The sequence below is a fragment of the Zoogloea oleivorans genome, assembly GCF_008107625.1.
GTDB lineage: Bacteria > Pseudomonadota > Gammaproteobacteria > Burkholderiales > Rhodocyclaceae > Zoogloea > Zoogloea oleivorans.
Genome location: NZ_SDKK01000034.1, coordinates 1 through 12,294, shown reverse-complemented (window position 1 = coordinate 12,294; position 12,294 = coordinate 1). Strand labels below are relative to the sequence as shown.

The 12,294-nt window shown below is 58.7% G+C and carries 14 protein-coding genes and 1 pseudogene; all 15 read right to left on the bottom strand.

What is annotated here, in order from left to right; translation table 11 throughout:
- Positions 1-143: 143 nt before the first annotated feature.
- Positions 144-335 (bottom strand): 2-hydroxymuconate tautomerase, encoded by a 192-nt coding sequence (locus ETQ85_RS23110; protein WP_148581404.1) that lies wholly within the window; start codon positions 333-335, stop codon positions 144-146.
- A 32-nt stretch (positions 336-367) separates the two neighbouring features.
- Positions 368-1,156 (bottom strand): 2-oxo-3-hexenedioate decarboxylase, encoded by a 789-nt coding sequence (gene dmpH / locus ETQ85_RS23105; RefSeq protein ID WP_148581403.1) that lies wholly within the window; start codon positions 1,154-1,156, stop codon positions 368-370.
- A 100-nt stretch (positions 1,157-1,256) separates the two neighbouring features.
- Positions 1,257-2,282 carry a 4-hydroxy-2-oxovalerate aldolase gene (gene dmpG / locus ETQ85_RS23100; RefSeq protein WP_148581402.1) on the bottom strand — a complete coding sequence of 342 codons (1,026 nt, stop codon included), beginning with the start codon at positions 2,280-2,282 and terminating at the stop codon, positions 1,257-1,259.
- A 20-nt stretch (positions 2,283-2,302) separates the two neighbouring features.
- Entirely contained in the window at positions 2,303-3,214 is a 912-nt protein-coding gene (locus tag ETQ85_RS23095) for an acetaldehyde dehydrogenase (acetylating) (protein WP_114969318.1), read from the bottom strand.
- Positions 3,215-3,234: 20 nt separating this feature from the next.
- A complete protein-coding gene (locus ETQ85_RS23090) occupies positions 3,235-4,029 on the bottom strand; it encodes an SDR family NAD(P)-dependent oxidoreductase (protein WP_148581401.1) in 795 nt (264 codons plus the stop codon).
- A gap of 12 nt (positions 4,030-4,041) precedes the next feature.
- The gene (locus ETQ85_RS23085) at positions 4,042-4,632 is read right to left on the bottom strand and encodes an antibiotic biosynthesis monooxygenase (protein WP_148581400.1); all 591 of its coding nucleotides are present in this window, start codon (positions 4,630-4,632) and stop codon (positions 4,042-4,044) included.
- A gap of 16 nt (positions 4,633-4,648) precedes the next feature.
- Positions 4,649-5,431: a 2-oxopent-4-enoate hydratase gene (gene dmpE / locus ETQ85_RS23080; protein ID WP_114969321.1), complete on the bottom strand. Its 783-nt coding sequence runs from the start codon at positions 5,429-5,431 to the stop codon at positions 4,649-4,651.
- A 106-nt stretch (positions 5,432-5,537) separates the two neighbouring features.
- Positions 5,538-6,380 carry an alpha/beta fold hydrolase gene (locus ETQ85_RS23075; protein ID WP_148581424.1) on the bottom strand — a complete coding sequence of 281 codons (843 nt, stop codon included), beginning with the start codon at positions 6,378-6,380 and terminating at the stop codon, positions 5,538-5,540.
- A gap of 5 nt (positions 6,381-6,385) precedes the next feature.
- The gene (gstA, locus tag ETQ85_RS23070) at positions 6,386-6,997 is read right to left on the bottom strand and encodes a glutathione transferase GstA (RefSeq protein ID WP_148581399.1); all 612 of its coding nucleotides are present in this window, start codon (positions 6,995-6,997) and stop codon (positions 6,386-6,388) included.
- Between the two features lie 36 nt (positions 6,998-7,033).
- Positions 7,034-8,494: a 2-hydroxymuconic semialdehyde dehydrogenase gene (locus ETQ85_RS23065; RefSeq protein ID WP_148581398.1), complete on the bottom strand. Its 1,461-nt coding sequence runs from the start codon at positions 8,492-8,494 to the stop codon at positions 7,034-7,036.
- 99 nt (positions 8,495-8,593) lie between these two features.
- Positions 8,594-9,037, bottom strand: coding sequence for a GlcG/HbpS family heme-binding protein (locus tag ETQ85_RS23060; protein WP_187394835.1), 444 nt, complete (start codon positions 9,035-9,037; stop codon positions 8,594-8,596).
- A gap of 13 nt (positions 9,038-9,050) precedes the next feature.
- Positions 9,051-9,995, bottom strand: a complete 945-nt coding sequence (locus ETQ85_RS23055; protein WP_148581397.1) for a catechol 2,3-dioxygenase — start codon at positions 9,993-9,995, stop codon at positions 9,051-9,053.
- Positions 9,996-10,018: 23 nt separating this feature from the next.
- Entirely contained in the window at positions 10,019-10,366 is a 348-nt protein-coding gene (locus tag ETQ85_RS23050) for a 2Fe-2S iron-sulfur cluster binding domain-containing protein (RefSeq protein ID WP_148581396.1), read from the bottom strand.
- A 229-nt stretch (positions 10,367-10,595) separates the two neighbouring features.
- Positions 10,596-11,159 (bottom strand): annotated as a pseudogene (locus ETQ85_RS23045) (Tn3 family transposase); the annotation flags it as partial.
- A complete protein-coding gene (gene gldA, locus ETQ85_RS23040) occupies positions 11,128-12,246 on the bottom strand; it encodes a bifunctional L-1,2-propanediol dehydrogenase/glycerol dehydrogenase (RefSeq protein ID WP_108235166.1) in 1,119 nt (372 codons plus the stop codon). The pseudogene ETQ85_RS23045 and the gene gldA, both read right to left, overlap by 32 nt.
- Between the last annotated feature and the right edge of the window lie 48 nt (positions 12,247-12,294).

Below are 12,294 nucleotides of genomic sequence, written 5' to 3'. Positions count from 1 at the left end.
TGAACTCTAATCCCAACTGATTAGAAAACGGAAAGGGACGCAGGTGCCGAAACACCTGCGTCCCAGAAGGCTTGAACTGGCAGCGCGGTTGGTGCCTCAGCACGGGAACCCGCAGTGGCGCAAGCTTTGTGCCTAGCAGGCTGCTAGCGCCCCAAATCTTTGGCGGTGACGCCGGCGATGCCCCAGTTTTCCTTGGGCACCTCGGTGATCCAGACGCGCACGTTGGCGATGGGCGCACCCACGGCTTCCACCAGCGCGGCGCTGACTTTTTCGATCACGGCGCGCTTTTGCTCTTCGGTGCGGCCTTCCATGAGGTAAATCTGTGCGAACGGCATGGTCTGAATCCTGTTACGTCAAAGTTAATAAATTAAACAAAACGGATGCTGGTGCTGCCCATGCCTTGCACACGGAGGGTCACGTTGTCACCGGCCTGCACCGAGACGGCTTCGGTGATGCCGCCGGACAGGATCAGCGTACCAGCCGGAATGAATTCTCCGCGTTCGCCCAGGTGGTTGGCCAAGGCCGCAATCGCCGCTGCTGGATGGCCCATCACGGCCGCACCGGCACCAAAAGCGACGGGCACGCCATTTTTTTCCAGCACGATGCCGACCGTGCGCAGGTCGGCACCCATCACACGCATCGGTTGGCCACCCACGACAAAACGCGCCGCCGAGGTGTTGTCGGCCACCACGCTTTTGAGGTCGAACTTGAAGTCGCGGTAACGGCTGTCGATCACCTCGATGCCAGGCATGACGAAGTCGGTGGCGGCCAGCACGGCTCCAATGTGGCAGCCGGGGCCACGCAGGTCGGTCTTGGTGACAAAAGCAATCTCGGGCTCGACCTTGGGATGGATCAGCTCGCTCACCTTGCACTCACCGCCATCAGGCACGGCGTAGTCGTCGGTCATGAAGCCAAACACCGGCGTGCTGACGCCCATTTGCTTCATCTTGGCGTGTGAGGTCAAACCGGCCTTGAGGCCAATCACGCGCAGACCACGCGCCAGTTTGCGCCGACGGATTTCGTCCTGAATGGCGTAGGCGTCGTCCCAGTCCATGTCGGGATGGTCGTCGGTGATTTTGGTGGTGTCTTGTTGCTGCAGTTGGCAGCCTTCCAGGCGGTCAGCCAGGGCGTTGATGGTGTTGTGATCGAGTTTCATAAGGTTCTTGCAAATGTTGAGTTGAGGTCCGCACCCGAAGGCAAGGCAGACCGGGGCATTGTTGGAGCAGCGAAGGCGCCGCTCCAACAAAGTCTGATGCTTAGGCCGCTTGGCGCTGGCGCGCCAAGGTCATGGCGGTATCTTCAATCATGTCTTCCTGGCCACCCACCATGCCGCGGCGTCCCATCTCGACCAAGATGTCGCGTGCGCTGACGCCATACTTCTTCTCGGCCCGTTTGGCAAACAGCAGGAAAGAGCCATAAACCCCGGCATAACCCAAGGTGAGGGCGTCACGGTCAATACGGATCGGGAAATCCATGATCGGCACCACCAGGTCTTCGGCCACGTCCTGGATCTTGTAGACATCCACACCGGTGCTGATTTTCATGAGGTCCAGCACCGACACCAGCACTTCCATCGGCGTGTTGCCAGCTCCCGCACCCAAGCCGGCGGCGGCCGCGTCAATGCGCGTGGCACCGACTTCAATGGCGGCAAGCGAGTTGGCCACGCCCATGGCGAGGTTGTGGTGGCCGTGAAAGCCGAGCTCGGTCTCGGGCTTGAGCGCAGCACGCACCGCGCTCAGGCGGGCTTTTACGCCGTCGGGCAGCAGGTGGCCGGCCGAGTCGGTCACGTAAATGCAGTTGGCACCATAGCCTTCCATCAGTTTGGCCTGGGTTACCAGCTTCTCGGGGCTGGCCATGTGCGCCATCATCAAAAAGCCCACGGTGTCCATGCCCAGAGTTCGGGCCTTTGTGATGTGCTGTTCACTCACGTCGGCTTCAGTGCAGTGGGTGGCCACACGGATGGTGGATACACCCAGGTCTTTGGCCATCATCAGGTGATCAACGGTGCCGATGCCGGGCAGCAGCAGGGCCGAAATCTTGGCCTGCTTCATCAGCGGGATAACCGCGCCCAGGTATTCCTCGTCGGTGTGTGCCGGAAAGCCGTAGTTGACGGACGAGCCGCCTAGGCCATCGCCGTGGGTCACTTCGATCAGCGGAATGCCTGCGTTGTCCAGCCCGCAGGCGATGCTTTTCATCTGGTCCAGCGTCATCAGGTGGCGCTTGGGGTGCATGCCGTCGCGCAGGGTCATGTCGTGCAGGGTAATTTTTTTAGCTTGTGTCATGGTCGTTCTCCAGGGTGGGGTCAGGCTTGCACGGGTTTGAGCGTCAAGCGACCCGCGATGATTTCTTCGGCAAACATCTCGGCCGTGCGGGCGGCAGCGGCCGTCATGATGTCGAGGTTGCCCGCGTATTTGGGCAGGTAGTCACCCAGGCCTTCCACTTCCAGGAAGACCGACACACGTTTGCCGTCAAACACAGGGCCGTTGACCAACTTGTAGCCGGGCACGTATTTCTGAACTTCCTTGATCATGGCGTGGATCGATTCGGTGATCTTGGCCTGGTCCGGTTCGGTCTCGGTCAGACAATGCACGGTGTCGCGCATGATCAGCGGCGGCTCGGCCGGGTTCAGGATGATGATGGCCTTGCCTTTTTTCGCACCACCCACCTTCTCGACCGCGCTGGCGGTGGTGCGGGTGAATTCGTCAATGTTCTTGCGCGTACCGGGGCCGGCGGATTTGCTGGACACGGTGGCAACGATTTCACCGTAGGCCACGGGTTGCACGCGGCTCACCGCTGCCACCATTGGGATCGTCGCCTGGCCACCGCAGGTGACCATGTTGACGTTCATCTCACCTTTGCCAACATGCTCGATCAGGTTCACTGGCGGCACGCAAAACGGGCCAATGGCCGCCGGGGTCAGGTCAATCATCAACGCGCCCAGGGCGTTGACCTTGCGGCTGTTTTCTGCATGCACATAGGCACTGGTGGCGTCAAAGACGATTTGCACACCATCTGCCACCATGTGTGGCACCAGGCCGTCCACGCCCTCAGACGTGGTTTTGATGCCCATTTCGCGGGCGCGCTTGAGGCCGTCTGAGTTGGGATCAATGCCTACCATCCAGACAGGCTCTAAAACCTTGCTGCGTTGCAGCTTGGCCAGCAGGTCGGTGCCAATGTTGCCGGGCCCGATGAGGGCACATTTGATTTTTTTCATAAAAATTCCTTCAGTTGAAATTAGATAAGAGAGCGCACCACACCGCCTTCGACGTGCAGGGCGGCACCGTTGGTGGCGGCAGAGCGCGGGCTGCAGACATAGGCCACCATGGCGGCCACTTCGGCGGGCTCGATAAAGCGTTGTAACAACGATGTCGGGCGGGCAAATTTGAAAAAGTCGTGTTCCGCCTGTTCCAGCGTCTGGCCGGCATCACGGGCCAGGGTGGCAAAGAACTCGCCCACGCCTTCGGTTTTGGTCGGGCCGGGCAGCACGCTGTTGACCGTGACGTTTGTGCCGGTACAGGTTTCAGCCAGAGCGCGTGACACCGACAACTGAGCCGACTTGCTCATGCCGTAATGCACCATCTCAGCCGGCGGGCAAATGCCCGATTCGCTGGAGATGAACACGATGCGGCCCCAGTTGCGGGCCTTCATGAGCGCCAAGTGGTGGCGCGACAAACGAACACCGCTCATCACGTTGACTTCGAAAAAACGCAACCAGTCCTCATCGACAATCTGCTCAAAAGGTTTGGGCTCAAAAATGCCCAGGTTGTTGACCAGAATGTCGATCTCACCAGCAGCCTCGAGCAGTTGCTGGCAACCGGCAGCGGATGACAAATCGGCGGCCACGCCGTCTACCATCGCGTCCGCAAACTCGGACTGGATGCGTTCGATCGCGCTGGTCAGCCTGGTTGGGTCGCGGCCATTGAGAATCACATGGACCCCTTCAGCCGCGAGTTCGCGCGCGGTGGCCCAGCCTATGCCGGAGGTCGATCCGGTGATTAAGGCGCGTTTGCCTTTAAGCAAAAGATCCATTCAAGTTCCTGGTCAGGTGTAGCCGCGGGTAGGCGGATACAAAAAAGGTTTCAGCCAGGTGGTCAAGCGCGGGGCCACCACCCAAGTCATTAGCAACACCACCAGCATCGTGATGACCATTACCCGCGGCAGCAGCGGCCAACCGGTCAACAAAGGTGCGACCGTCAGGAACAGGATGTACACCGTCGGACAGATGCCCAGCCAGGTGACTACCGCCACTTTCCATCGTGGAGGTGGCTGGAGGGCAATTCCGGCGGGCGGGGTGAACCAGTGGCCCAGGCCGCTGACCTCACGCAGTTTGGTGCTGCCCAGGGTGTGCGGTGCAATGGCGGCCAGCCGCGCCGTGCGCTCGGGCGAGGTCTGCCAGGTTTGCAGGTGTTCTGGCGTGTCAAATGCAAACACGGTGTGGTAAATGTTGCTTTCCTCGTCGTCGCCTTCGGGATCAGGGCGCACCAGTTGGCCGCCCAGATAGCCGGGAAACGGTCGGGCAGCAGCAGTCATCGCTTCGGAAGCCTGCTCGAAAGCGGCCTCGTGACCCGGCTTGACGCGGCGCGACACCAGCACGGTGACGGCGCTGGCAGCTTGAAGAAGCGTTGTGGCCATCGCGACTCAGGCAGTTTCAGGAGAAACGCACTGAGCAGTTGCCCAACCCGCCAATCGACACGCGGAAGTTGTCGCCCGCTTTGGCCGGCGACATGGCCGCCAAAGCGCCCGACAAGATGACTTCACCCGCTTTCATGCCGATACCCAGTCGGCCCAAGGTGTTGACCAACCAGGTGACTGCATTCACCGGCGACCCAAGGGCGGCTGCGCCCGCACCGGTGCCGATGATTTCGCCATTTTTCTCCAGCACCATACCGCAGGTGGACAGATCAATATGGCGCGGGTTCACGGCGCGGTCACCCAGCACAAAGACCCCGCACGAGGCGTTGTCCGCGACGGTGTCCTGGATCTTGATCTTCCAGTCGCGAATGCGGCTATCAACGATCTCGAAGCAAGGCATCACACATTCGGTGGCGGCCAGCACGTCGGCGTTGCTGACGCCAGGCCCCATCAGGTCTTTTTTCAGGATGAAGGCGATTTCACCTTCGGCCTTGGGCTGGATGAGTGTGGCGATGTCGATCGACTGGCCTTCGTTGTAGATCATGCCGTCGAGCAGATAGCCAAAGTCAGGCTGGTAAACGCCCAGCATATTCATCACGGCAGCAGAGGTGACGCCAATTTTCTTGCCTACCACACGCTCACCCGCCCGCAGGCGCCGTGACAACATACGCTGCTGGATGTGGTAAGCGTTCTCGATGGTGATCTCGGGGTGACGGCTGGTGAGCGGGTCCACCACGGTTTGTGTGCTCATGGCGTGGTAAAGCTCATCGCCCAGGGTTTCAATTAGTTTTGCATCCATTTCGGTTCAGCTCGGTTGGTTAATTAGAAAATATTGATCTTTCAAGCCTCTAGCCCTTATTAAATAAGCGCAATAAGCTATCAAAGTAGTAGTTTTTACGAATCTTTCAGGCAGCCCATGCGTCTTCCTCAGCCAAGAAATTCCCGACCAACTGCGCAAAACGTGCCGCATGCTCAATTTGCGTCCAGTGACCGCAGCGCCCAAACACATGCAACTGTGAACGTGAAATCAGCGCGTTCAGCCGGATCGAGTTTGACAAAGGCAAGACTTGGTCTTCGCGACCATGAATGATCAGAGTTTCGTGTGGCAGTGCTTGTATATCCGCTTCAGGACTTGCCAGTGATGCCACCCAGCGCTGACGCGGTGCGGGGAACATCGACGAAAAAGCTTCCTGAAATCCCGGCTGGATACTGGCGTCGTAGCGCAGTCGTGCAAGTTCATCGGTCACCAGTCCGCGGTCAAAGGCAAAGATGTCCAGCAGCTTGCGCATGTTGTCAAGCGATGGCGTATAGCCCCAAACGGCATCCAGGCCAGGTGTCAGCTCAAACTCGACACCAGCGGCCCCCATAAGCACCAGGCGGCGAACACGCTGGGGGTGACGAATGGCCAGTGCAAGGGACAGCGCACCACCAAAGGAGTTGCCAACCAGATCAACCTGATCAAGCTTCAGTGCATCCAACAGGCCAATGGCTTGCCTGACCCAGGCATGCATCGTGTATGCAAAACCATCTGGCCGTTCTGTAAAACCGAAACCCACCATGTCGGGTGCAATGACCCGAGCCTGTTTGGCCAGCGCAGGCATTGCCAGGCGCCAGTTGGCCCACGCGGTCACGCCCGGGCCGGAACCGTGAATCAACAGAACCGGGAAGCCGGTGCCCACATCATGGAAGTTGGTGCGGATGCCCGCAGCAACAATCGATTGTGCAATTTCTGGATTGGATGTTGTCATCATGTTCAGGCCTGAATCAAACCTTCTGCGCGCAAGGTGGCCTGAACGGCATCGCGGGAGGCCACCCGGGCCGAAAAGTGTTGCAACGCAGGCCATGGCGCCAAGTCCACACCCACATAGCCAGCCCAGCCCAAGGTAACAAACAGGTAGATGTCGGCGACAGAGTAGCTCTCTCCAAGCAAATAGGGTGTCTTGGAAAGTTGTGCTGCTGCTGTCGCCAAGCGGGCATCCAAAGTCTTGCGCGCCGTAGCCTTGGAGTCAGCGCTGGCATCGGGATTGAACAGCGGGGAAAAGCTTTTATGAATCTCGGTGGAAATAAAGTTAAGCCACTGCTGTAGTTGATAGCGCTCAAACGTGCCGTTGAGCGGCGCAAGTTTTTTGCCAGCCGCTTGGTCAGCGATGTATTGCACGATGGAGGGGCCTTCGGTGAGCGTGCGACCATCGTCGAGCTGCAAGCAGGGCACATAGCCGCTGGGGTTCGCTGCAAAGTAATCGTCACCAGCATCGGTTTTCTTGGTTTTGAGATCGACCTTGACCAAGTCAAAGTCCAGACCGGCTTCGCGCAGGGCAATGTGGGGTGACAGCGAGCAAGCGCCAGGAGAGTAATAAAGCTTCATGGGAGTTTCTTACAAAAAAATTGGGGGCTCAATTAATTAATACTTGATCATCACGTTGCGCAGTTCGGTGTAGAACTCCAGCGAATGCAGGCCACCTTCACGCCCGATACCCGACTGCTTGGAGCCGCCAAAGGGCGTGCGCAAATCACGCAGGAACCAGCTGTTGATCCAGCACAGACCCACCTCGATTTGCGTTGCCAGGCGGCTGGCTCGGCTGATATCCTGGGTGTGGATAGAAGTGGCCAGTCCGTAAGGGCTGTCGTTGATCATATTGAGCACCTCGTCTTCGGTTTCAAACGGCTGGATATGGCAGCATGGGCCAAAAATTTCTTCACGAACAATAGGTGAGCTCTCGGGCAGGCCGGTCCAGATGGTGGGTTCTACCCAGCAGCCGTCTTTCAGGTCATCTGGCATATTGGGAACGCCGCCACCAAGAACAATATTGGCACCTTCTGCCTTGGCTTTGGCGTAGTAAGAGAGCACCTTTTTCTGGTGGATTTTGCTCACCAGCGGGCCAATTTTGGTATCGGCATCGAACGGGCGGCCGGGCTTCATGGCCGCGGCGCGCTCTTTCAGGGCGCTGACGAATTTGTCAAAAATCGGTCGCTCCACATACACGCGCTCAGTGCCCAAACAGACTTGGCCGCAGTTTTCAAAGGCAGAGCGGGTCACGGTGGTCAGAGCGTTTTCAAAATCACAATCAGCAAACACTACCGCCGCGTTTTTGCCACCCAGCTCTAAGGATACCGGGCGAATGCCATCAGCCGCCGCTTTCATGATGGCGGTGCCGGTTTTGGTCTCACCGGTAAAGGTGATGCCGTTGACACCTTGGTGGGCGGTCAAGAACGAGCCAGCCGAATTGACCCCAAAGCCATTGACCACGTTGTACACGCCGGGTGGAACGCCCACCTTGTTCATCACTTCGCCCAGCAGCGTGGCGGTGCTGGGGGTCGATTCCGACGGCTTCACCACCACGGTGTTGCCACAGGCCATGGCAGGACCACATTTCCAGGTCATCAACAACAGCGGCAGATTCCAGGGACAGATGATGGCGATCACGCCGCGCGGTGTGCGCACACCGTAGCTTCGCGCAGTTTTTCCGTCAGGGGTGCGCATCTCGAACGACTCGGTGGAGACGTTCTTGATGGTGTCGGTAAATATCTTGAAGTTGGCAGCACCGCGCGGGATATCGATGTGCGAGGCCAGGTGCGCTGGCTTGCCGGTGTCGGCAATCTCGGCTTGCAGGAAGTCATCAAAGCGGTGGTTGATCTCGGCCACCAGACCGTCGAGCATGGCGCAGCGATCTACCACCGAGAGCTTGCCCCAAGGACCCTTCAGCGCGGCGCGTGCGGCGACCACGGCAGCATCCACCTCAGGTTGGCCGGCCTCATACACCATGCCAATCAGGCTGTTGTCGACCGGGTTGCGCTTCTCGTAGGTCTTGCCACTGACATTGGTGACGTACTGCCCGTTGATGAAGTTCTTGATTTCTTTCATGATGCACTTTCCCTAAAGTGGCGCTTTGGCAAAGCCTTGCGCCGATAACGTTAAATAACTTTCATGGCCCCAGTCGACTACCGCCAAGGGCCAGGAAAGTTAGCTACTTAACCCGACGGCCGTCAACCCGGCCTGAGCACAAGCCGCATCCTGCTCGGCAGACCCTCCCGAGACACCGATACCGCCTAACAAATGTCCACCATCACGGATTGGCAAGCCGCCACCAAAGACCACCAGACGTGGCCGCAGTGGCATCCCCAGCCGCAAAGCCTCATCGCCTGCAAGAATACCCATCCACTCGGAGGTCGGAAAACCAAAGCTGGCAGCGGTGTATGCCTTGTCGATGGCAATCTCCACTGAGTGAAGAAAAGCCCCCGGCATGCGCAGGAAAGCCACGAGCACGCCTGCTGAATCCGTAACGGCGACGTTGATGCGAATGCCAAGTTCGCTCGCGTGCGCTACCGCAGCCTGAACGGCCGATGCAGCGGCTGCGACCGAAATGGCATGCACCTCCACACTTGAAACGTCAAATCCTTTCATCATTGCGTCAGACGACTCAGGTGTACACCTCGGTGAAGGACGGTACAAGATCACCCGTATGGTAAAAAATACCGCTTCCCAGATGAGACTCGTCCCATGTGGTTACGGGGCGGTCGCGTTGAGCCAGGTAACCCAGACCAGCAAAAGTTTCGTTGCGGTTGCCACTCGGATCAAAGAAGTAAATGGTCTCGCCACGCGTGATTCCGTGGCGTGTGGGCGCCACGTCGATCCGTGTCTTGGTTTTTGCCATCACGTCGGCCGACTTCAAGATGTCATTCCATGAATCCAGGAAAAAAGCAATGTGGTGCAAGCCCATGCGCGGACCGCCGACAAAGGCGATATCGTGTGGTGTGGTGGTGCGTGCCATCCAGGTAGCCGCTTGAATCGCGCCGTTGGGGCCCACAACCACCTGCTCAGTGAGAAAAAAGTCCAGCACATCGGTCATGAACTTGGTGTTTTCAGCCACCTTGTTGATGCCCGTCTCTGGATTGAGCTCGCACATCAACAGGCAGTGGTCGAGCCAGTGCGCGCCGGCGCCCGTGATGTTGTCTGGCCATGGATCGGGGTTGTCAATTCCAACCTCGGTACCCACGTACTCTTTCATCGCGTAAAGTCGCATTTCGTGACCGCTTGGCAGGTTGAATTGAAGCATGCGACCCATTGATGGCAAGGTGCCTTCTTCCAGCATGGCTGTTTTGATGCCGTAGGCCTCAACCTTCTTTTTCAACTCGTCAAGGTCGCTGTCCTTTTCGACCTTGTAGGCCACATGATTCAAACCCGCCTGGTCAGAGGGCGTGAGAATCACAGAGAACTTGTCCCACTCGTCCCAGCATTTGAGGTACACGTTGCCATGTTTGTCCTCCATCGTTTTTTTCATGCCCAGCACCTTTTCGTAGTGCTTAAGAGCGGCAGCCATATCCATCACCCGCAGGCTGGCATGACCAATTCTCATAATACCCATTGAAGTCTCCTCTAGGTTAAAACTCAGGCGTTTGCTGTAGCAGCAAACCCTTTGCGAAACGGCTTTTCAAACTTGCCAGTCACCTCCAGCCGGATGGCGGTAACTGGTGCGACACGGCAGGCCAAAGTAAAACCTTGGGTTTCTTCTTCAGCACTGACATGAGCGCGACTGACGGGACCGAGCGGGTGAGTTTGCCCCTCAAGAATGTGAACCTTGCAAACGCCGCAACCACCATTGACACATCCCACCGGGATACCCTTGCGCCCCAAACGCAACATGCCTTGCAGCAGGCTTTCGTCATGGGCACACGGAAATGTTTCGTCTGTTTGCGTGACGTGAACAGGGACCTTGGGGCGGGTGTCTAAAAACATCGTGTGTCCATTCAAACCCGTTTGAACAAGGGGCTGCGCTGCTGGTTGGTGTCTGCGGCCGAGAGAAACTTTTCGGTGTAGATGTCGGGGTCTCCTCGTTTTCAGTGCAATAAGTGACGGTACGAAAAGCTAGCACTGGCGCGGAGGTGGTGTTGGTAGATCGTTGATTTCATTGACTTTCCTGTTCACTTTCAAATCTGCGATTCGTGGCGTCAAACCGTGGTCGGTTTCATCCATTGGTGCCAGTTATCGATGCATTTGGCCGCGAAGGCAGGATTTGGTCAGCATAGCGGTCAACCGGGAAGCGAAACACACCCCGCAAGTTGATGCTCTCCAGCCTGGTGGGCGCAATCTTCCCGATCAGTTCCGGTGGAATGACCTGGCGGCGGTTCGACCAGCGATCCAGGACCGCCTGCATCTGTGAGGTATTCCACGCCATCACGATGTTGGCCATCAGGCTCAACGCATCGGCCACAGCCTGCATTTCATCGACACGTTTGGCCTGCGCCGGGCTGATCCGGCCGGTATAAATGGCGCGCTTGAGGGCGTTAACAGCCTCGCCCCGATTGAGCACCCGGCGCAACTCGTTCCTGAAAGCGTCCTTGACAAAGTAGTCAGCCAAAAACGCCGTACGCAGCAACCGCCCCAATTGCACGCCAGCCTCATAGATTGGATCGCCCTGGGCGGCAGAACCGAACCGCGCAAGAGCTGCCACCGCACTGGCATGTCCGCTCATGACCGAGGCTGCCAGGTGCACCAGACTATCCCAATGCTTTTCGATCAAAGCGACGTCGAAAATGCTGCCCCAGCTGGTCCGCCACCAGCAACGCGCCATAGACCTGCTCCACCGTCACGCCGCCGGGCATGTTGTGGATGGTCTCGCCAGGGGCGCAGGCCAGCTCGGCCACGGCGCGCATCTTGGCGGGGATGTCTTCGGTAATGTCCAGCTGCGCCAGCGTGACGGGCAGGCCCACGGCGTGGCACAGCGACATCACTTCCTGCATTTCCGCGTTGGAGGCGTTTTCCAGCGCCAGTTGCACCAGCACGCCAAACGCCACTTTTTCGCCGTGATAGAAGTGGTGGGTTTCAGCCACGGCGGTCAGGCCGTTGTGCACGGCGTGGGCGGCGGCCACGCCACCGCTTTCAAAGCCCACCCCGCTCAGGTAGGTGTTGGCCTCGACGATGCGCTCCAGCGCCGGCGTCACCACCTGGGCCTGCACGGCCAACATGGCTTTTTCACCCTCTTCCAGCAAGGTGTCGTAGCAGAACCTGGCCAGGTTCAGTGCGGTCTGCGTGGCCGGGCCGCCTGCCATGGTGGCCGCGCTGCTGCGCGATGCGGCACGCGCCTCGAACCAGGTGGCCAGGGCATCACCAATGCCGGCCGCCAGCAGCCGCGCCGGTGCACGGGCGACAATGGCGGTGTCCACCACCACCAGGGCGGGGTTGGTGGGCAGCATCAGATAGCGGTCGAATTCGCCGTCATCGGTGTAGAGCACCGACAGCGCGCTGCAGGGCGCGTCGGTGGAGGCGATAGTGGGCGCCACGGCCACGGGCACTTTCTGGAAAAAAGCCACGGCCTTGGCGGTGTCCAGCGTCTTGCCGCCACCAATGCCGACGATGGCGCTGCGCCCGTTTTGCGTGGTCAGTTGGCACAGGCGATCGACCTCGCCTTGCGAGCATTCGCCGTTGAAGGCGACGATGTCCATGGCCAGCCCGGCCTTGCTGAGGCTTTGGCGGATGGTGTCTTCGGCAAAGCCCAGCACGAACTTGTCGGCAATCACCAGCCAGCTGTCCGCCAGCGGCTTGAGGTAGTCCCCCAGCCGTTGCAGTGCATCGGCCCCTTGTACATATTTGCCGGGCGATTGAATGACGCGGTCCATGGGAACTCCTTCTTGAAATTGCACATTATGGGGTCTCCTCGTTTTCAG